Genomic DNA, 21,652 nt, shown 5'->3' on the forward strand with positions numbered 1-21,652 from the left:
GGAGAGAGTACATATCGTTTACTGATTTATGATACGAAAGATCAAATCTTAAGAAAGAAGGAAATTGATTTATTAAAATGGCTAGGAGAAAAAGGTAATGACTGGGGGTTAAGTACAGTTGGTCCAACTGTGAATAAGTTGTCAAATGGGAAAGAAGTGTTGACAGTCAATATTCAAAAATATACAGAGAAATTGGTAAATGATATTCCAATCTCCAACACAGAGATTAAACATTACTATTTGGATTTAGAGACAGGAGAATTTATTGATTATCAGCCAGATAGTCAAGAAATAAAAGGGTTATTTTATTCATTTAATCAAGGCTACTCGGGAGAGGAACTTCCAGGTAAACAGTTTGAGAAAATGGGAATTGATTTAAACTACAACACTGTAAATTTCAAAAAGGAATTCTTTAAACAAAGTGAAAAACTTCCAATTCAGAAAGAATATCCTAAGGCTTATAAAATTATTCAAAAAAAGAATAGTGCCTATTATCCAACTTTTAACAAAAGCCGCAGTTCGAAGGATATTCTTAATAGTCTTTCACCCCTGATACCTCAAGATAGCGATCTCTTACAAGATACAGGAATTCAATAAAAGATAGAAAATAAAGCTTAGTATATTCTTCTGTTTCAAAAAGACAGAGAATAAATTTAAACTTTTTTAGTGTTTTAAACATTTGTTATCTATTGAATCAGTGAAAATCATATTGTAGTTGTGTTGTTAAATGCTGGTAGGTGGTTTATTTTCTATCTTCGGCAGTATATTATCTGAAAGAGCATACTTAGATTTTGGTTACTGAGATCGGACCGATAAGGAAAACAGGGATATATTTTTGCTTGATGTTCTCGTATTTTTTGAATTGAACTATCAAAGATATGCTGCTGGTTGCAGTATTAGGCTTCTTTGGCTATAAGCAAGTTAGCAAGAAAAAAGAAGATTGGTAGTAAACTTCCTATATGAGAAAGAACTGGTTGATGGACCAGTTCTTTCTTTTTGCAGGGAAGGCCGTTCAATTTGACACTTGTCAAGTCTGTGCTTTTCGAGTATGATAAAGACAGTTAGATTATTCGGAGCTTGGCTTTCAGAGAAAGGATTTTTTATGACAGAAGAATTGCTAGCCTATAAACGTATGCCGCTGTGGACGGCTGAGACCATGCCAGAAGCGGTAAAAAGAAAGCACAATACCAAAGAGGGAACTTGGGGCAAAATCACTGTTCTCAAGGGACGACTTAAGTTTATCGAGATGTCAGAGGAAGGTGAGGAGCTGGCTGAGCACATCTTTGAAGCTGGTCAGGACAATCCTTTTGCCCAGCCCCAAGCTTGGCATCGGGTCGAAGCCCTGACAGATGATTTGGAGTGGTATTTGGAGTTTTACTGTCGGCCTGAGGATTACTTCCCTAAGAAATACGGTAGCAATCCCGTTCACTCAGAGGTTTTGGAAGCCATGCAAACAGTCCGACCAGGACGGGCGTTAGATCTAGGCTGTGGTCAAGGTCGTAATGCTCTCTTTCTGGCCAAACAGGGCTTTGAAGTAACGGCCGTAGATCAGAATGAGCTGGCACTGGAGATCCTACGTAGCATTGTGGAGCAGGAGGATTTAGATCTGCCAGTGGGTAGCTACGACATCAACTCAGCTAGTCTGACTCAGACTTATGACTTGATCGTTTCCACTGTTGTCCTGATGTTTCTGCAGGCGGAGCGGATTCCGCATATTATCCGTAATATGCAAGAGCATACAGCGCTTGGTGGCTACAATCTCATCGTCTGTGCTATGGACACAGAAGACTTCCCATGCTCTGTTCCCTTTCCTTTTACTTTTAAGGAAGGCGAGCTTGCCGAGTATTACAAGGACTGGGAGCTGGTTAAGTACAATGAAAATCCTGGTCACCTCCATCGCCGTGATGAAAACGGCAATCGAATTCAGCTGCGCTTTGCGACGATGCTGGCTAAAAAGGTTCAGTAGATGGTGTAGGACAGAACTAAATTTTTGAGAATTTATCTTGGCCCACTTATTTTGAGGTTCAAGTTTAAAAGGTCTCACGGATTTTTAAATTGTTCTCGCCGTGAGATTGAGCAATCAGCTACTGCGTCAAGAGTTTTCAAAGATGATAAATAAAGCTAGACTGAGGCATTTTTGTCCCAGTCTTTTTTATTTTGGTAAAAAACTTTAGAAATATTTTAGAATTTCTTTAGAAATATCTGAAGTTTGGTCGCTATACTAGAAAGTGCAAGGGGGAGAGAAAAGAGCTGGAAGCAACAGGACAGCTGGTAGAATACTTTAGTTTTTCTTTAAGTGTGAGTCTAGAGCAGATCACTTTTAAAAGCAGACTGAACGACCTTATTCTCTCCTCTTGCGGCAATTTTTTCCAGACCTTCAGTTTTCTGTTGACGAGGAAAAAAGAATATGTTAAAGTAAATGAGTAAAATAAAAAAGTCAATTATATTTTACTTAATATACAAGGAGGAACTCATGAAGAAAAGAACGAAAATCATTCTAACTTCTACGTTGACTGTGACCGGCCTAATCTTGGCTGCCGGTGGCTACTGGGCTTATAAGACCTTTGTCCCTCAGGAGACACCGATTGATAAGAATGCCACAGTGAGGACCAATTACTATCAGGCCATCAATAAAAAATGGCTGGAAAAGGCAGAAATCCCTAGCGACCAGCCGTCTAATGGTGTGTTTTATGAACTGAACGAGCAGGTCAAGGACAAGATGAAGGCGGATGTCAAAAATCTAGTCTCTGGTAAAGAAGAGTCAACGATTGAAGGAATGCCTGAGTTTATCAAATACTATCAGCAAGCGACGGACTTCAAGCAGCGGGAAAAGGATGGCCTAGCCCCTCTCAAGTCCTATCTCAAGGAAATTGAAGACTTGTCCGATCTAAAGGACCTAGCTAGCAAGGCTGTTGACTGGGAAAAACGCGGTTTGGCTCTGCCGTTTACCCTTGAAATTAGTTCTAACCTAGAAAATACCAATCAGAAACAAGTGAATCTGTCCAGTCCAAGTCTTATGCTGCCGGATAAGAGCTACTATGAAGATGAAGCTGCTAAGAAAAGGATGATGGATCCGCTGGAAAAAGCATTCAAAGAAGCCATGCAAAAGCTGGGCTACAGTGAAAAAGACAGCGAAAAGATTGTCAAAGAAGCCTTAGAATTTGATGGAGAACTGGCCAAGTATGCCCAAAGTAATGAAGAAACTTCGGAAATTAAAAATCTTCACCATCCTAAGACGGCAGAAGACATCAATGCCTACTCTGATACCTTTAAGTTTCACGATATTATCAATGACTATCTAGGTCAGGAAGCTGGTGATGTCAATGTTCCTAACCCTAAGTATTATGAAAATTTTGCCAAGGTAGTTAATGACAAGAATTTTGGCAAGCTCAAATCTTGGATGCTTGTGAAGCAGGCAGCATCAGCATCTAGTTTTCTAACCGATGACTATCGGCTGATTTTTGCAGAGTACCAAAAATCCTTGCAAGGTACTAAGGAAGCAACTTCAAAAGAAGATGCAGCATACAATCTGACAACAGGAACTTTTTCAGATGTCTTTAGTCTTTACTATGGTCGCAAATATTTTGGTGAGGAAGCCAAGCAAGAAGTGACCCAAATGGTCAAGGATATCAAGGAAGTTTATCGGGAGCGTATGCTGAAAAATGAATGGCTGTCAGAAGAAACCAAACAGAAGGCAGTCAAGAAGCTGGATACTATGAAACTCTATATCGGCTATCCTGAAAAAGTTCGCGAAGTGACTAAGGCCTTAAAAGTAGATGATAAAAAATCCTTCTTTGAAAATGCAATTGCTTTGAGTCAGGCAAAACATCAATATGATGTTGAGCACTTCTCTGAGCCAGTAGACAAGGACGAGTGGGTCATGCCTTCCTATGATATCAACGCTTACTACTCACAGGAAAATAACAGTATCAACTTCCCAGCTGCAATCCTGCAGAATCCATTCTTTGATGTTAAGCAAAAGATGGAAAAGAACTACGGCGGTATCGGTATGGTTATCGGTCACGAGATTACTCACGCCTTCGACTCAAACGGTGCAAACTTTGATGAAGAGGGTAATTTGAACAATTGGTGGACAGAAGCGGATAAGAAAGCTTTTGACAAGAAAATTGAAGCTGTTACCAAGCAGTGGGATGGTATTGAAATCTACGGCGGCAAGGTCAACGGCAAGCTTACAGTAACAGAAAATGTAGCCGATGCCGGTGGACTTTCAGCCACTCTCGAAGTTGTGAAAAAGAAATATCCAGATGCAGACTTGAAGAATTACTTTGAAAACTATGCCAATATCTGGAGAAGCAAGGCTAGTTTGCAATTTAACCAACTTCTCCTGAAGGTAGATGTCCATGCTCCGTCCGAGCTTCGGGTCAACCAGCAGCTCAAAAATGTAGAGGCCTTCTATGAAACCTATCCAGAAATCAAAGAAGGTGATGCTATGTATCTGGCTCCAGATAAGCGGGTCAGCGTATGGTAAGATTACTTGTCTAGGAAAAGATGAGAAAATAATCTAAGCTATGAAGCACAACCAGTTTGGTAATAGGAGAGAAGTTCGTTCTGTTTCTCCTATCCATTCTTTCCTGCGACACATGCGCGGCTGCGGGTTGTGCCTCCGCAGCCACGTGTCTTTAAAGTCAGATTTTATCTGGCTTTTTTCTTTTACAAAAAAATTTTTATACAGCTTGATATACATCTATGGAAATTTATACAACAGGCTTGGAGGGGCTGCTAGGTATACAGCTAGAGTAATTTTTTCCTAGGGGAATTTATTCATTTTAGTTAGCAGAAGAGATTTTGGAAACGCTTGCAACCATAGCAAGAGAATAGTATACTAAATATGCGATAAATATTTTATCAATTAATATACAAAGGAGAAACTGATGAAAAAGAAATTTTTCAGTTGGGCTATTTCAGCCTTGATGCTTCTTACACTCTTTCCTTTTCAGGCTGTCTCAGCCTGTACCGGCTTTATTATCGGGAAGGATTTGACGACGGATGGTTCGACTCTCTATGGTCGAACAGAGGACCTAGAGCCCAATCACAACAAGAATTTTGTGGTGCGGGAGCGCAAGTATAACAAGGCTGGTGATAAATTTGTAGATGAAACCAACGGCTTTAGCTTTGATTTGCCGGCTGTTAGCTATAAGTATACGGCGGTACCGGATGTGACACCAGAGCAGGGAGTTTTCGATGAGGCCGGTTTTAATGAGGAAGGCGTTTCTATCTCTGCGACAGTCTCAGCCAGTGCCAATGATGATATTCAAAAAGTAGATCCTTATGTTAAGGACGGTATCGCTGAATCTGCTTTAACTTCTGTGGTCCTACCTCATGTGAAAACAGCCAAAGAAGGAGTGGAGCTATTAGCTAAAATTGTTAGGGAAAAAGGTGCAGCCGAAGGTAATATCGTGACGATTGCTGACAAGACGGGTGTATGGTATATGGAAATCCTTTCTGGCCACCAATACGCTGCCATCAAGTTTCCAGATGATAAATACGCTGTTTTTCCCAATACATTTTTCCTAGGCAGTGTAGATAAGAATGATACTGAAAATACCATCTTATCAGCTGATCTTGAAAAGATAGCGCAGGATGCTGGCACCTATAAGGAAATCAATGGTAGCTTCCATGTAGCCCAATCCTATAATCCGCCACTGGCAGAAGCTGACCGCTCTCGGGTTTGGTCTGGTATCAAGGCGCTGGATCCCAATGCAGATGTGCAATATGACGACGAATACTTTGAACTCATGCACTCAACCAGCGACAAGCTTAGTCTGCGTGATGCGATGAACTTGCAGCGCAATCGCTTGGAAGGAACAGACTTCAAACCGCAAGATCAGATGGAGCTAGACGGAAAAGGGATTCCAGATAAAACCAAAGCTGACCCAGTTTATAAGTATCCTATTTCCAATCCAAATGTCATGGAGGCCCATATTTTCCAGCTCAAGGAGAATTTACCTGCCTCTACTGGAGGAGGGATTCTCTGGTTAGCCATGGGAAGTCCGCGCAATGCGCCATACCTTCCTTACTATGGCAATATCAGCAATACTTCTCAGCCTTATCAAGAAATGAGTACAGCCTACAATGAGAATTCCTGGTATTGGACTGTTAGCCGCATCAATGATTTGGTTGCAAAATACCCAGAACTATTTGAAGATGGCTCTATTCGCAGTAAAATTGAGCGTATGGAAAGCCAATGGATGGAGGAACAGCCAGCTCATGACAACGAGCAGATTAGTCTGTCTGAACAGCCAGAACAAGCCAGTCTGAAAGCAACAAAAGATTCTATGGAGCGAGCGGATTCAGTCTTTAAGCGCCTTAAGGAAATCCAGAAGATTGCTGAAGATAAGGTCGTGGCTGAATATGGTACAAGTGCTTTAGAAGAGATTGAGGAGTCAGAGAACTCTGACACAGAGGAGACCATTCGTCTGGAAGATTTTGACTACGATATTGCTATCGCAGGAGGCATCTTTGTCTTAACTGTGATTGGAATAGCCATTTATCTTGTCAAAGGAAAAAATAGAAAAGGAGCAGACAGTCATGAATAAAACAAGAAGAATTGCTCTCTATATCTACTTAGTCCTAGCTGGTATCGGCTTGCAGTTTGAGCTTGGAGACATGGCGGAGAAGGATGTCACCTTAGAAGCTGGCCGCGACTTGGTTCTGAACTTAGCTGTTTTAGCTGCCTTTTTCCTGCCTTTCTATTTCTTGATTAAAAAACTGGCCAAAAAGTTATCTGTAGAGACAATCGTTCTAGGGACAGCCCTCTTTGGAGGTGCCTTTATCTCTGGCTGGCTCAGTTTTGCAGGCAATAGTTTGATTGATATTATTAACTCTAACTTTATCAAGGATCCTGCTGTTTTCAATGATTGGACCAATGCACTGACAGCTCCTTTTGCAGAGGAATTTTTCAAGTCTCTGACAGCCTATGCCGCTCTCTACATTTTGGGGCGCAAGGATATTCAGTCTGTCTTAATCGCTGGACTGAGTTCGGGTTTTGGCTTTCAAGTCATAGAGGATATTGGCTATGTATCCAGAGTGACTTTCGGAGGACAATATAGTGGTTCCTTAGAAGCAGTTGGCAGAATTGCTGGCGGATTGGCTTCACATACTCTCTATACAGCAGTGGTGACCGTTGGGGTTTATCTTCTGTTCTCCACGGCTTACAAGAAATATCGTCTCTTTGGTCTCTGGTGCGTCGTGTCAACCGTTGCCAATCACTTTATTTGGAACTCTCCTTTCTTCGAAACAGAGCATCGAATTAACATCGTTGTCGGTTTCTTATTTGCCTTTCTCGTTGCTACCTTTATAGAAGTCTACCGACTGGTTTTGAAGGAGAAAAAGACAGATTTAGAAATTTAAATAATTTTCAGGGGATATATCAAACAAGAGCTTGAAATCGCTTGCAAAACCTGGGGTAAAAGGCTATACTGAATATAGTATTTAATTTTGTAATTTTTTACAAAAAAACAAAGGAGATATTTTTATGAAAAAAATATTGTTTCGTTCCTTGTTAGCTCTTTCGACCATTTTTCTCTTTCCTTTCCAAGTGGTCGAAGCCTGCACAGGATTTATCGTCGGGAAAGACCTGACGGCAGACGGCACAACGCTTTACGGTCGGACAGAGGACTTGGAGCCCAATCACAATAAGGTCTTTCTGGTTCATCCTAGAAAGACTAATGCGAGTGGTGCCAAGCTAGTCGATGAAGCCAACGGCTTTGAATGGACCCTGCCGGCAGAAAGCTACAAGTATACCTCGGTATCAGATGTGACCCCATCCCAAGGTATTTTTGACGAGGTTGGCTTCAATGAGTACGGAGTCTCTATTTCTGCGACTGTTTCTGCCAAGGCTAATGATGCCATCCAAAAGGTGGATCCTTATGTAGAAAATGGCTTGGCAGAGTCTATCCTGACAACCGTCGTTCTGCCCCATGTTCAAACTGCCCGTCAGGGTGTGGAGCTGATGGCGCAGATTGTCAGAGAGCAGGGAGCTGCAGAGGGGAATATTATCACTATTGCTGACAAGACCGGTGTCTGGTATATGGAAATCCTATCTGGTCACCAATATGTTGCTATTAAATTCCCAGACGATAAGTATGCTGTCTTTCCTAATACTTTCTTCTTGGGCAGTGTTGATTTTGACGATACAGAAAATGTCATTGCCTCAAAAGGTGTTCAGGATGTAGCCAAGCAGGCTAATTCTTATAAAGAAATTGACGGGAAATTCCATATTTCTCAGTCCTACAATCCGCCGATGGCAGAGGCAGATCGTTCGCGTGCCTGGGCAGGTATCACCAGTCTAGATCCAAATGCGGCCGTGTCTTATAACGACTCTTACTTTGATCTCATGCACTCCACAGACAGAAAGATCAGTGTAGCAGATGTTATGGCTATGCAGCGCAATCGCTTTGAGGGCACTCAGTTCAAACCGCTGGACCAAATGGAGCTGGATGGTAAGGGGCTGCCACAACGCGGTACGACAGACCCTGTTTACAAATATCCGCTGGGAAATCCAAATGTCATGGAAGCTCATATCTTCCAGCTCAAAGACGGCGTTCCAGCCAATATGGGCGGAGGCACTATGTGGCTGGCAGTAGGCAGTCCGCGCTTCTCACCTTACCTGCCTTATAATGGGAATATCACGGATACTTACGATGCTTATAAGGTCAACACAACTAGCTACAGTCCAGACTCTTGGTACTGGGTAGCATCTCATATCTATGATATGGCAGCCAAGCATCAGGACCTCTTTGGTACTTCTGTCCAAGACAAATGGAAGGCCTTGGAAGCCCGTTTTATTGAGGAGCAAAATGCTCTAGATGCAGCCAATGCAGCTCTGCCAGACTCTTCAGCCAAAGTTACAGAGGAAACACAGGCTCGAGCAGCGCAAGTCTTTAAGGAAATGAAAGAGCTAGAAGCAGAAATGGAAGCTAAAATCAAGGAAGCAGCAAAATCCACTCCTTCCAGCTCCAGCAAAGATTCTAGCAGCTCTTCGTCATCTCAAAGTTCGTCAGGTTCTTCCTCTTCAGAAACTTCTAGCAGTTCTGATACACGGACGGAAGTCAATGTAGAAGATGACAGCTTGGTGGATGTCGCAACTGGCATTCGCTTGAAAAATGCTGACTTGGTCAAGACCGGTCTTCAGTTGTCAGTGAAAAAATTGGAAAGCAAGAATCAGCCGACAGATACCTATGACATTCGCTTGACCAATCCAAATGGTCAGTCGGTGCATCAGGTCAGTCCAACCCTTGTGACGATCCCAGTCCGCAAAGATCTGCCAGTAGATGCCGTCTATGCTCTGGATGAAAATGGCAAACAAGTTGAGAAATTTGATGTAACAGTTAATCAAAACCAGACTATCAGCTTCACGACCAATCATTTCTCTGTTTACCAAGTGCAGTATCGAAATGAGCAGTCCGTCAAGGCCAAGAAAAAAGACCTGCCATCAACAGGTGAGCAAGTCACAATCATGGGCCTTGCAGGTTTGATTATCTTAGCAGGAGTCTTCTTTCTTTTGAAGAAAACAAAGAAAAACTAATCTAAAATAAAAAGAAGGCCGAGCAAAATGTTCGGCCTTTCATAGTGGAAAAAACGACTCTTGTCCAGGCTATCCTTCAAGCTAGAGCCCTTATCTCAAATAATCATAGTTATAAGTAGTCAAAATTATGTCAGTGAGTTCTTCAGGTTCTTCTTGAGCTCCGCCGGCTATCCAAAGAGAAATAATCCCCTCAACACTGGATAGGAAGATTTCCAAGGCGTATTTCTGAGGGATGTGAAAGTTCTCCTCTAAAAAACGCTGGGTAGCAGCCTTTTGCTTATCACTCAGAATGATACTGGTTATGTACTCCCGAATAGCCTCCCGAAAGTCAATATAATGGCTCTTGGTCAAGGCATTGATAAGACGTTCATTAGCGCGCAATATATGAAATTTTGCTATCATTAACTTTTTGGGATATTCATTCTCCGCTTCAAACATGCTATAACTAGAAAGTTGGGAAATAATGTCGTTTTTGAGACTATCAACCATCTGATATTTATCTTGGTAGTGGAGGTAGAAGGTGCCGCGGTTAATCCCAGCCCGCTTGCAGAGCTTGCTGATGGAAATATTATCAAACCTTTCCTCTGATAGTAGCTGAATCAAGGCTTCTTTGATGTCTTCCTTAGTGCTAGTTTTTCGTTTCTGGACCATTTTTCTTCCTTTTTGCTTAAATCAACACTTTGTTGATTTTTGGTTATTGATTTTTGTCTAAGCTCATTATATAATATCTGTGATTTAGAATCAACACCTTGTTGATTTAAGGAAACGAGTTTTGAAAAGGAGAGATGATGACATGGCTTATATTGAAATGAAACATAGTTTTAAACGTTATCAGGTAGGTGACACGGAGATTGTCGCCAATCATGATATTTCTTTTGAGATTGAAAAGGGGGAACTGGTCATTATCCTGGGTGCTTCTGGTGCTGGTAAGTCTACGGTGCTCAATATCCTCGGAGGTATGGATACCAATGATGAGGGAGATATCCTGATAGACGGCCAGAATATTGCTGACTACAATTCCCACCAGCTGACAGACTATCGGCGCAATGATGTGGGCTTCGTCTTTCAGTTTTATAATTTGGTGCCTAACCTGACGGCCAAGGAAAATGTCGAATTGGCTTCTGAAATCGTCAAGGATGCTCAAAATCCAGTGGCCGTTCTAACTGCGGTTGGTATGAAAAATCGCCTCAATAATTTTCCAGCCCAGCTATCAGGAGGGGAGCAGCAGCGGGTGTCTATCGCTCGGGCTGTGGCTAAGAATCCCAAGATTTTGCTCTGCGATGAGCCGACAGGAGCTTTGGACTACAATACCGGCAAGCAAGTGCTGCAAATCTTACAGGACATGTCCCGCAATCAAGGAGCGACGGTGATTATCGTGACCCACAATGCTGCCTTGGCTCCCATTGCTGACAGGGTTATCCGCATGCACGATGCGAGAGTCAAGAGTGTTACAGTCAATGAACAACCACAGGATATAAGTACATTGGAGTATTGATATGAAGAGAAAGATTTATTGGAAAGATATTCTGCGCTCCTTCACTAGCTCTAAAGGACGTTTCCTATCTATTTTAATCCTCATGATGCTGGGCTCTTTAGCTCTCGTGGGGCTTAAGGTCGCTCCACCCAATATGCGCAGAACAGCAACAGATTACTTGAAAGAGCAGCGAACCATGGACTTGGCTGTTATGGCGGATTATGGATTGGATCCGGCGGATCAGAAAGAGTTGGAAGCTATTAAGGGAGCTGATGTCGAGTTTGGCTATTTGACAGATGTCACCGTAGACGAGGAGGCTCTCCGAGTATTCTCAGATACCAAAGATATTTCAAACTTTCAAGTGATCTCCGGTCGTCTTCCCAAGGATGAGCAAGAAATTGCTCTGGCTAGCTTTTGGTCTAAGAAATACAAGCTTGGTCAGGAGATTGATCTGACCGAGAAAGCAGGCAGTCGGTCAGTTCTAAAAAACAAGACCTACAAGGTCGTGGGCTTTGTCAACTCGGCAGAGCTCTGGTCTGATAAAAATTTGGGCAATGCGACTAGTGGAAGCGGTGCTTTATCAGCTTATGCTGTAGTCAGCCCTAAGGCCTTTGATACAGATGTTTACAGTATTGCCCGCCTGCGCTATCATGATTTAGAAAAGCTGGCTCCCTTCTCTGCAAGTTATCAGGAACGTTTGGAGCATCACCAGACAGCTTTGGACAAGAGCCTAGCGGATAATGGAGCGGCCCGGTTTAAGCGATTAGAGGCGGATGCCAAAAGCACCATTCAGAAGGGCCAAGATAAGATTGGTCAGGCTGAGAGTGAGCTGACTCAAGGGAAAAGGCAGTTAGAGCAAGCTCAGAATCAGCTGGACCAGCAAAAAAGCCAGCTAGAAGCAGCCCAAGCCGCTTCTATACTCCCTCCTGCTCAGCTCAGCCAGAACCAGCAGCAGATTCAGGAAGCTGAGTCCCAGCCCAATCAGAAAAAAACTGAGCTGGCACAGGCAGAGGAAGACTTGTCTGCTAACAAGGACAAGCTAGCTGACGCTGAGGCAGATCTGAGTCGTTTGAAAGAGCCGGCCTATCATAGCTATGACCGCAAGTCTCTGCCAGGTGGTAATGGCTATTATATGTATAAAAACTCCATGAATAGTATTGCCTCGATTGGTAATATCTTCCCGGTGGTGCTCTATCTGGTGGCGGCTATGGTGACCTTTACCACCATGACACGCTTTGTCGATGAAGAGCGAACAAATGCAGGTGTCTTTAAGGCTCTAGGCTATCATAGTCGAGATATCATTCGCAAGTTTGCTCTTTACGGTTTGGTTGCAGGGAGTCTAGGTACCCTCATAGGAATTCTGTTGGGACATTATTTCTTGTCAGGTGTGATTTCTTCTATTATTACCAGAGGGATGGTGCTTTCTGCCCCTCATGCTTATTTTTATATTTCCTATAGTTTACTGGCCCTGGGGCTTTCCCTTCTATCCAGTGTTCTCCCTGCCTATTTGGTGGCAAGACGGGAGTTGACAGAAGAAGCAGCTCACTTGCTTTTGCCCAAGCCACCGGTCAAAGGCTCCAAGATCTTTTTGGAAAGACTGTCCTTTATCTGGCGGCGCCTTAGCTTTACTCAGAAGGTCACAGCTCGCAATATCTTTCGCTATAAGCAGCGGATGTTTATGACCATCTTTGGTGTGGCGGGGTCTGTTGCCTTACTCTTTGCCGGTCTAGGACTCCAATCTTCTATTGGTGGTATTCCTAAACGCCAGTTTGAGGAGATTCTGCGATACGACTTGATTGTCGCTGTCAATCCTGGGGAGAATCAAGCTGAGCAAGACAAGCTGAAAAAGATGTTGGCTGATGGCTCGATTGCTGATTATCAGGAGATCTATAGTGAAACCTTGACAGAGAAATACAAAGGAAGAAAAGAGACAGAGTCCGTCACTTTGATGGTTACGGACAAGGAAAATTTTGAACCTTTCATCTCCCTAGAAAGTCCCGACAAGCAGCAAAAGCTGACTCTCAAGGTCGGTGTAGTTGTTTCGGATAAATTGTCCCGTATAGCTGGAGTTAGCCCCGGTGGCAGTATAGAGCTGGGTGGCAAGCTTGTCAAGCTCGCAGCAGTCAATGAGAATCATTTTGGCCATTTTGCCTTTATGAAGGCGACGGACTACCAGAAGATTTACGGCAAAAAGCCCGAGAAAAACGCTTATCTAGTGCGACTCAAGGACTCCTCTAGCAAAAATATTGTGGACAAGGCCAATGAATTTATGAGCCTCAAGTTTGTCAAGAGTGTTTCCCAAAATGCTAGCATGGTGAAGCAGTTCAACGTTCTAGCAGATTCTCTTAATAATACAATGCTGGTTTTGGTCCTGATTTCCATTCTTTTAGCAGTCGTCATTCTCTACAACCTGACAAATATCAATGTGGCCGAGCGGATTCGCGAGCTGTCCACTATCAAGGTTTTGGGCTTTCATAATAAGGAAGTGACCCTCTATATCTATCGAGAGACCATTATTCTTTCAGTGATTGGGATGGCAGTTGGGTTTCTAGGCGGTTTCTTCCTGCATCGTTTTTTGATTGAGAAGGTTGCGCCTAGCATTATCAGCTTAACCCCTCAAGTAAGTTCCTCAGTCTATCTGTTTCCTCTAACAGCAGTGACTCTTATTCTGACCTTACTTGGCTTCTTTGTCAACTACCGCCTCAGACGGGTGGATATGCTGGAAGCGCTCAAGTCTGTTGATTGATAAAAAAAGACTTTAAAACTTTCACTCACTTGATGGGTGGAAGTTTTTTTGAACTTTGATATAATATTCCTTGTAAAGAAAGAGAAAGATACACGATGACACGAAAAATTGCCTTATTATCCGATGTGCATGGGAATAGCACAGCCTTGGAAGCAGTAGTGGCGGATGCGGAAAGCCAGCAGGTGACAGACTATTGGTTTTTGGGGGACTTGCTCCTGCCAGGAACCGGTCGCAGAAATATCTTAGATAGGATGGAGAAGCTGCAGATCAGCCTCCAGGTCAGGGGGAATTGGGAAGACAGCCTCTGGCATGCCCTGCACCAAAAGCTGGATTTGGCTCGTCCCAGCCATCTCTACCTGACCCGGCTCTGCCATTTTGTTCTAGAGGAAATCCATCCTGAAGAGATTGACCGCATGCAGGAACTTCCTCTGCAAATCTTGGCAGAAGTAGAGGGATTGAAGATTGCGGTTAGCCACCATCTACCTGATAAGAATTGGGGGCGGGAGTTGATTCATATTGGCGAGCAGAGCAATTTCGACCGCCTTTTTGAGGGAAACGACTGCGCTGTCGCTGTTTATGGTCATATTCACCAGCAGTTTCTCCGCTACGGGACCAATGGACAGCTGATTATCAATCCCGGCTCTATTGGTCAGCCGTTCTTTCTAGATTCAGCTTTGCGTAAGGACTTGCGAGCCCAGTATGCCATTTTAGAGATAGATGAGACTGGTCTAGCTGATGTTGACCTTCGGCGCGTGGCCTACGATGTGGAACAGGAGCTGAGCTTGGCTCGGGAGCTCCACTTGCCTTACTATGAGATTTATCAGGAGAGCTTGGTCAATGGTATCCACCATACTCACAATCACGACCTGCTGCGGGAAATCAGTGAGCGGGAAGGCTATGCAGATGAGATTGCAGCTTTCTTAAAGTCCAGTCGTAACTCTTGAAGTTACACCCTTTTTGGGATATAATAGTGAGAGAAAATGATGAGGGAGGAGAGAAAATGCAGATTTCCAGCCGTTTTACCATTGCCACCCATATGCTGATTGTCCTGGCTTTGGAGGGAAAAAAACAAAAACTGACAAGTGATATCCTTGCTGGCAGTGTTGGCGTCAATCCAGTTATTATTCGCAAGACCCTGTCCCAGCTCAAGAATGCCGGGATGATTACCGTTGCTCGTGGGACCGGAGGAGCAGAGATTGCCAAAGATTTGAAAGACATTAGCCTGTTGGATGTCTATAGTGCGGTTGAATGTCTGGGCAAGAGCGGCCAGCTCTTTAGTTTTCATGATAAGCCCAATCCAGACTGTCCTATCGGCAAGAACATTCACAATGTCTTAGATGACCGATTGGCGGCTATTCAGGCAGCCATGGAAGCTGAGTTGGCTCAGACTAGCCTTGACGAAGTTGTCGCAGCGACCGAAAAAGAAATTAAAGAACAATCTGTTTCCTAGTGAGCAGATTGTTTTTTGTTAAGAATTTTACGAGATGTAATTATTGACATTACATTAAAACCTGCTATACTAATAGATGTAATATAAATAATTACAATATAAAAATAAGACTTCGAAGCAAATGGAGGTATGGAAATCCATATCAAGGAACCTATCTCCGTTTTGGGAAAATAAAAAAAGATTTGGCAGGAGCACTGCTGAAATTTTAAATTTAAGAGAGGAGAAAAACATGACTTTTGAATATCAAAGCAAGATTTATCTAGGAGAGGTGGCACTTTATGTGGCCGATTTAGCAAGACAAAAGGACTTTTATCAGCGAGTTTTAGGGCTGGAACTTTTGGAAGAGCAGGACGGACAGGTGGCTTTGGGCAGGGACGGACAAGTGCTGGTGAGGCTCTTAGCAACCAGTGACCGACAGCCCGTCAAGTCGGCTTACGGTCTTTATCATTTGGCGCTTTTGCTTCCAAGTCGTCAAGCTTTGGCGGATATCCTTAAGCATTTATCCGAAAATAGAGTTCCTATGGTCGGAGGAGCGGACCACGGTTATAGTGAAGCCATTTATCTGGAGGATCCAGAAGGCAATGGCATTGAACTTTATCGGGACAAGCCTCAGGCTGATTGGGATATTCGAGAAGATGGTCGCATTATCGGAGTGACGGAAGCACTTGCGGCTCAAGAAATCTATGAATTAGGTCAGGAAGTCCAACCGTTTAGTATTGCTGAAGGAACTCGTATGGGCCATATCCACCTGTCTGTGAAAAATAGCAGAGCTGCCAGTCATTTTTACCAAAAGCTTCTAGGCTTGGAGGATAAATTTTCTGTACCTTCTGCTAGCTGGCTGGCATCAGGTAACTACCATCATCATGTAGCAGTCAATGAATGGGGAGGTTCTCACTTGAATCATCGCCAACCTAAGCAAATGGGACTAGCCTATTTTGAAGCGCAAGTAGAAGGGAAAGAAGACCTAGTAGCTATTTATGAAAATGCTCAGGACTTGCAAGCGCCAGTCCGATGGATTAGCTCCCAAGAGCTAGAAGTCACAGACCCAGATGGGATTGTGGTAAAAGTTAAGACAAGAGTGGTATAATAAGGCTTATCAAGAAGCTAAAAGAAAGAAAAAATATGTACAAGACTTATTATACATCGCCGATTGGCCGGATTCTCATCTTGACAGACGCAAATGCCTTGTTGGGGCTTTGGCTGGAGAATCAGAAATATTTTGGGGCAGGCTATGATCTGGAGCAAGCGCAGCAGGAGGAGACAGAAATCAGCCGACGCGTCTCTGCTTGGCTGGATGCTTATTTTAAGGGAGAAAATCCCGCAATAAATGAAATTCCATTGGCACCCCAAGTAACTGAGTTCAGAAGCAAGGTTCTGACAGTGCTGCAGAAGATTCCTTATGGACAAACGTCTACCTATTCAGACATTCTACGAGAATTACAAGCTGAGTACGGTAAGATTGGCTCGGCTAGAGCAGTCGGTGGTGCCATCGGCCATAATCCTATTTCACTACTGATTCCCTGTCACCGGATTGTCGGAAGCGACGGCAAGCTGACCGGCTATGCCGGCGGTCTTGATAAAAAAGCCTTTTTGTTGAAACTAGAGGCGGGGGAGAAAACGAGAGGCTGACTGTTTTAAACTATTGATAAGCTAAAAAAGCATCGTTCGGTGCTTTTTAACTTACTTTAAATATGGTAAAATGGATGTGATTAAAATAGGAAAAGAGTATAAAATGGCGAAAAAATCAAACGCAAATATTGGATTTGAAAAGGAACTATGGGATGCTGCAGATTCACTTCGGGGGCACATTTCAGCGTCAGAGTACAGAAAAGTTATTGTTGGTCTAATCTTTTTAAAATATGTATCAGATGCTTTTGAAGAAAAATACCAACAATTACTTGCAGAGGGTGACGGATTTGAGAATGATCCTGATGCATATTCAGAGGAGAATATTTTCTTTGTCCCTGAAATAGCTAGATGGCAATTTATTGCGAGTCATGCCCATTCTTCGGAAATTGGCACAGTCTTGGATGAAGCCATGCGTGAAATTGAAGAGGATAATCCTAGTCTAGAGAATGTCCTTCCTCAGATCTATGCCAGTCCAGACTTAGATAAGCGAGTTTTAGGGGAAGTTGTAGACATTTTTACTAATATTCAAATGTATGAAGGTGAGAATGAAAAAGATTTACTTGGGCGTGCTTATGAATATTGTATTGAACAGTTTGCGGCATATGAAGGAAAACGAGGCGGTGAATTTTATACTCCGACCAGTATCGTAAAAACGATTGTAGAAATATTAAAGCCTTATAGAGGGCGTGTTTATGATCCTGCTTGTGGTTCAGGCGGTATGTTTGTTCAGTCAGCTAAGTTTATAGAGAATCATAGTGGGAATATTAATAATTTATCTGTTTTTGGTCAAGAATCCAATGCTGATACTTGGAAGATGGCCAAGATGAACATGGTTATCCGAGGTATTGATGCGGATTTTGGTGAGCACCAAGCGAACAGCTTTTTCAATGATTTACATCCGACACTAAAAGCTAACTATATCATGGCTAATCCCCCTTTTAATATTTCCAACTGGGGAGCAGATAAACTGCAAGATGATATTCGCTGGAAATACGGAACGCCACCTAATAGCAATGCAAACTATGCTTGGATTCAACACATGATTCATCATATGGATCCTAGTAATGGTAAGGTTGGCTTGGTTCTAGCCAATGGCTCACTCTCATCGACTCAGAGCGGTGAAGGGGACATTCGTAAAAAAATTATCGAAGATGACTTAATTGAGGGAATTATAGCTCTTCCAGCTAATCTCTTTTACAGTGTAACTATTCCAGCCTGTCTCTGGTTTATCAGTAAAAATAAAAAACAAAAAGGAAAGACGCTGTTTATCGATGCTCGAAATATGGGAGAAATGATTGACCGTAAGCATCGCGACTTTAGCGACGAAGACATTAAGAAGTTAGCAGATACCTTTGAAGCCTTTCAAAATGGAAACCTTGAAGATGTTAAAGGTTTTTGTGCGTCTGTTGAAACAGCAGAAATTGCAAAGCAAGATTTTATTCTTACGCCAGGGCGTTATGTAGGTATTGAGGAAAAAGAAGATGACGGAGAACCATTTGAAGAGAAGATGGACCGACTGACGACAGAACTATCAGAACTTTTTATTAAATCCCATAAATTAGAAGATGAGATTCGAGAAAGATTGGGGGAGATTGGGTTTGAAATTTGAGGAATTGTCTCAAGTAAGTAGTTATGTTTCTGAACGGATAAGAATAGATGAAGTCAATTTAGATAATTACGTTTCGACAGAAAATATGATTTCTGAAAGAGGAGGAGTAACAAAAGCTACCAAATTGCCAAGTGGAAAAACAATTTCTGTCTTCCAAAAAGGCGATATATTAATTTCAAATATTCGTCCTTATTTTAAAAAGATTTGGTTAGCTGATAAATCAGGAGGTTGTTCGAATGATGTTTTAGTTGTTCGAGCAAATGAAAAAATTTCAAATAGATTTCTTTACTATGTGCTATCAAGTGATAACTTTTTTGACTATGCAGTAGGAACTTCAAAAGGAACTAAAATGCCTAGGGGTGATAAAAAGGCAATTATGAAATATAAAGTCCCTATTTATTCTTTGGTAGAACAAGAGAAGATTGCAGAGATATTAAGAGCTTTTGATAAGAAAATTATTCTTAATAAACAGATAAATCATCATTTAGTGGCTTGATTGACAGAGATTTCGTCAGAGAGAAGTTTTGGGAGGAGAGTGTCCCTAATATTACTTAGTTTATCAATTTCTTTATTGTTATTGGCTATATTCTCAACAAAGGAGTTGAATAAAAATAATTTTTCTTTATTACTGGTCATAAAAATATTAAAATGTTCTATCTGACCTTTTGTTATAAATTTTATGACAGAACCTCTATGTCCAGAAGTAATATCGTTTAAAAAATATTTAATTGCATAATACAGATAGCCAAAGTGTTCATCATTATTAGGGATTAAAACATACGTTCTTTGGTAAGCTTCAAATTTTCCATTAAAGATTTTAACATTAAAGTCTCCATTACCTGCCAATAAAATTGCTCTAGCATCAAATGAATAATTGTCCGTATAAGAAATGTTTTGAGAACAACTAAAAAACGGATATTCTCCTCCTTTTGCAATATTTGCATCTTTTTTTCCAGTAATAACAGGGAAGAAATCTCCTAATTTGTTGGTGACTTCTTTTTTACTAAACTCTTCTTTAAAAATAGATATGGCCATCTGCTCTAAATGATGATTTATCTTTTTAAGCTACCCGTAGAGTATAATAAAAACGAAAGGTAGGTAGCTTATGAAAGATAAATTAATCACGCAAATTACAACAGTTATGGCCAAGAATTTAAGTGTTCAACAATTAGAAAATCTGCAAAAGGTACTAACGGCAGCTTTTGTCAATGTAGAAGTTGCAGAGATTAAATCAGCTAATGAACAGAAGAGCAATAGTAAATTACTTGAGCTATTTATTTCAGCCAAACGGATTGAAGGCTGCAGTGAGAAGTCTTTGAAATACTATAAAATTGTTATTGAAAACATGCTTACCAGCCTTAAAACATCTATAAGAGATTTGACTACCGGCGATTTGCGAACTTATCTTGCGCATTACCAGCAGGAGCGAAAATCAAGCAAGGTGACGATTGACAACATGCGTCGGATCTTTAGTAGCTTTTTTGGATGGTTGGAAGACGAGGACTATATTTTAAAGAGTCCTGTTCGTAGGATTCACAAGATAAAGACAGATAAAACAATCAAAGAGACTTTTTCTGACGAAGGGCTGGAGCTTCTAAGAGATGCTTGCGATGAAATTCGTGATTTAGCCATGATTGATTTATTGGCTTCAACTGGAATGCGGGTAGGTGAACTAGTGAGATTGAATAGAGAGGATATTAATTTTTATGAGAGAGAATGTCTTGTCTTTGGCAAAGGAAATAGTGAGCGTATTGTGTATTTTGACGCTAGAACAAAGATTCACCTGATAAATTATTTGGACAGTCGTGAGGATGATAATCCAGCTTTGTTCGTTTCCTTGTCATCTCCACATGATAGATTGCTAATCGGAGGGGTAGAAACAAGATTGAGACAAATCGGTGAAAAAGCAGATTTAAATAAGGTTCATCCACATAAATTTAGACGGACATTGGCGACACGCGCCATAGATAAAGGCATGCCCATAGAACAAGTTCAGCACTTGCTTGGCCATGTCAAAATTGACACAACCATGCACTACGCCATGGTCAATCAAGCGAATGTAAAAAATTCGCATAGGAAATATATAGGGTGAGGAGAAGCAGAAATTGAATAATTGGAAGAAAGTAAGGTTGAGTGAATTGGCAGATATTACAATGGGCCAATCTCCAAAATCAGACTTTTATAATTCAAAGGGTGATGGACTTCCATTTTTGCAAGGAAACCGTACTTTTGGTGATAAGTATCCAACCTTTGATACTTGGACAACTTTTGTAACAAAAGAAGCAGAAGTTGGTGATGTTATTATGTCAGTTCGAGCACCAGTTGGTGATATTAATATTACACCGCTAAAAATGTGCTTAGGGCGTGGAGTTTGTGGCTTGCGACATAAGCAAGGGGCCCAAGAGTTTCTCTATTATCTTTTGAGAGCAAATAAAGAAAATTTAATTAATCGTGAAAATGGTACTGTATTTGGATCTATAAATAAAACTGATATTTCAAATTTAGAGGTTCAGGTACCTTCATTACGAGAGCAAATACAAATCGGTTTAACTTTAAAAGCAATAGATGATAAAATCGAGAATAATAAAAAGATAAATCATCATTTAGTAGAGCAAGCCTATGCAATTTATAAAGAGGTTTGTGTTAATCAAAAAGATGATTCTTTTGTTGAAGAAACTATAAAATCTATTTCACAAAAGGTTATAACTGGAAAAACGCCGTCTACCCAAAATAAAGATTATTATGGAGGAGATTTACCATTCATTACTATTCCTGACATGCATAACAATATCTATTGTGTCGAGACTCTGCGGTACTTAACCCAAAAAGGCGAACAGACTCAGCCTAGCAAAACACTTCCTAAAAATTCTATAATTGTTAGTTGTATCGCTACTCCTGGATTGGTCAGTTTATTAGACCGTGAATCTCAAACCAATCAACAAATTAATGCAGTTATTCCTTCAGAAAATCAAGAATATTATCTATTTCTTGAGCTACTTTCAAAGTCGAAATTAATCATTGAATTAGGCAGTTCTGGTAGTACAACATACAATTTGAACAAAACCCAATTTGAAAAAATAAAAATTTCAGCTCCTTCGATAGAAAAACCAGATTAAAAGAAAGCTGATCATATATTTCTCTTGCAGGACAAATTTGTCCTGTTTTTTCGTTTTTAATTACGAATAGATATGTAGGAG

The 21,652-nt window shown here is 41.5% G+C and carries 17 protein-coding genes and 1 pseudogene; 16 read left to right on the forward strand and 2 right to left on the reverse strand.

Annotated elements, in window-relative coordinates; all coding sequences use genetic code 11:
- The 6 genes and pseudogenes from D8886_RS10540 to D8886_RS10575 form a co-directional block, all read left to right on the forward strand.
- Positions 1–597 (forward strand): annotated as a pseudogene (locus D8886_RS10540) (hypothetical protein); the annotation flags it as partial.
- A gap of 505 nt (positions 598–1,102) precedes the next feature.
- Positions 1,103–1,966: an SAM-dependent methyltransferase TehB gene (gene tehB, locus D8886_RS10545; protein WP_125435566.1), complete on the forward strand. Its 864-nt coding sequence runs from the start codon at positions 1,103–1,105 to the stop codon at positions 1,964–1,966.
- 453 nt (positions 1,967–2,419) lie between these two features.
- A complete protein-coding gene (locus D8886_RS10555; protein ID WP_125435568.1) occupies positions 2,420–4,489 on the forward strand; it encodes a M13-type metalloendopeptidase in 2,070 nt (689 codons plus the stop codon).
- A gap of 403 nt (positions 4,490–4,892) precedes the next feature.
- A complete protein-coding gene (locus D8886_RS10565) occupies positions 4,893–6,557 on the forward strand; it encodes a C69 family dipeptidase (protein ID WP_125435572.1) in 1,665 nt (554 codons plus the stop codon).
- Positions 6,550–7,371 (forward strand): PrsW family glutamic-type intramembrane protease, encoded by an 822-nt coding sequence (locus D8886_RS10570; RefSeq protein WP_125435574.1) that lies wholly within the window; start codon positions 6,550–6,552, stop codon positions 7,369–7,371. Before D8886_RS10565 ends, D8886_RS10570 begins: the two co-directional genes overlap by 8 nt.
- 124 nt (positions 7,372–7,495) lie before the next feature.
- Positions 7,496–9,547, forward strand: a complete 2,052-nt coding sequence (locus tag D8886_RS10575) for a C69 family dipeptidase (protein ID WP_125435576.1) — start codon at positions 7,496–7,498, stop codon at positions 9,545–9,547.
- Between the two features lie 90 nt (positions 9,548–9,637).
- Here the strand turns inward: D8886_RS10575 and D8886_RS10580 are convergent, their stop codons facing one another.
- Positions 9,638–10,198, reverse strand: coding sequence for a TetR/AcrR family transcriptional regulator (locus tag D8886_RS10580; protein WP_004186046.1), 561 nt, complete (start codon positions 10,196–10,198; stop codon positions 9,638–9,640).
- Positions 10,199–10,340: 142 nt separating this feature from the next.
- Here D8886_RS10580 and D8886_RS10585 point away from each other — a divergent pair, with 142 nt between their 5' ends.
- From D8886_RS10585 to D8886_RS10620, 8 genes are all read left to right on the forward strand, one after another.
- Positions 10,341–11,042 carry an ABC transporter ATP-binding protein gene (locus D8886_RS10585; RefSeq protein WP_125435578.1) on the forward strand — a complete coding sequence of 234 codons (702 nt, stop codon included), beginning with the start codon at positions 10,341–10,343 and terminating at the stop codon, positions 11,040–11,042.
- Position 11,043: 1 nt separating this feature from the next.
- The gene (locus D8886_RS10590; RefSeq protein ID WP_125435580.1) at positions 11,044–13,767 is read left to right on the forward strand and encodes an ABC transporter permease; all 2,724 of its coding nucleotides are present in this window, start codon (positions 11,044–11,046) and stop codon (positions 13,765–13,767) included.
- A 95-nt stretch (positions 13,768–13,862) separates the two neighbouring features.
- Positions 13,863–14,711, forward strand: a complete 849-nt coding sequence (locus tag D8886_RS10595) for a metallophosphoesterase family protein (protein ID WP_125435582.1) — start codon at positions 13,863–13,865, stop codon at positions 14,709–14,711.
- A gap of 56 nt (positions 14,712–14,767) precedes the next feature.
- The gene (locus tag D8886_RS10600) at positions 14,768–15,217 is read left to right on the forward strand and encodes an Rrf2 family transcriptional regulator (RefSeq protein ID WP_002912933.1); all 450 of its coding nucleotides are present in this window, start codon (positions 14,768–14,770) and stop codon (positions 15,215–15,217) included.
- 229 nt (positions 15,218–15,446) lie between these two features.
- A complete protein-coding gene (locus tag D8886_RS10605) occupies positions 15,447–16,304 on the forward strand; it encodes a VOC family protein (RefSeq protein ID WP_185761297.1) in 858 nt (285 codons plus the stop codon).
- 35 nt (positions 16,305–16,339) lie between these two features.
- A complete protein-coding gene (locus D8886_RS10610) occupies positions 16,340–16,846 on the forward strand; it encodes a methylated-DNA--[protein]-cysteine S-methyltransferase (protein ID WP_004190809.1) in 507 nt (168 codons plus the stop codon).
- A 103-nt stretch (positions 16,847–16,949) separates the two neighbouring features.
- Positions 16,950–18,455, forward strand: a complete 1,506-nt coding sequence (locus D8886_RS10615; protein ID WP_032915438.1) for a type I restriction-modification system subunit M — start codon at positions 16,950–16,952, stop codon at positions 18,453–18,455.
- Positions 18,445–18,951, forward strand: a complete 507-nt coding sequence (locus D8886_RS10620) for a restriction endonuclease subunit S (protein ID WP_260469516.1) — start codon at positions 18,445–18,447, stop codon at positions 18,949–18,951. The genes D8886_RS10615 and D8886_RS10620 overlap by 11 nt, the downstream gene beginning before the upstream one ends.
- Here the strand turns inward: D8886_RS10620 and D8886_RS10625 are convergent.
- Positions 18,936–19,490 carry a restriction endonuclease subunit S gene (locus D8886_RS10625; protein WP_004190825.1) on the reverse strand — a complete coding sequence of 185 codons (555 nt, stop codon included), beginning with the start codon at positions 19,488–19,490 and terminating at the stop codon, positions 18,936–18,938. The genes D8886_RS10620 and D8886_RS10625 overlap by 16 nt on opposite strands.
- Positions 19,491–19,560: 70 nt before the next feature.
- Between D8886_RS10625 and xerA the strand changes: the two genes are divergently transcribed.
- A complete protein-coding gene (xerA, locus tag D8886_RS10630; RefSeq protein ID WP_125435588.1) occupies positions 19,561–20,547 on the forward strand; it encodes a site-specific tyrosine recombinase/integron integrase in 987 nt (328 codons plus the stop codon).
- A 13-nt stretch (positions 20,548–20,560) separates the two neighbouring features.
- Positions 20,561–21,571 carry a restriction endonuclease subunit S gene (locus D8886_RS10635; protein ID WP_125435590.1) on the forward strand — a complete coding sequence of 337 codons (1,011 nt, stop codon included), beginning with the start codon at positions 20,561–20,563 and terminating at the stop codon, positions 21,569–21,571.
- The last annotated feature ends 81 nt before the right edge of the window (positions 21,572–21,652 follow it).

Source organism: Streptococcus sanguinis (genome assembly GCF_003943655.1).
Classification (GTDB): domain Bacteria; phylum Bacillota; class Bacilli; order Lactobacillales; family Streptococcaceae; genus Streptococcus; species Streptococcus sanguinis_F.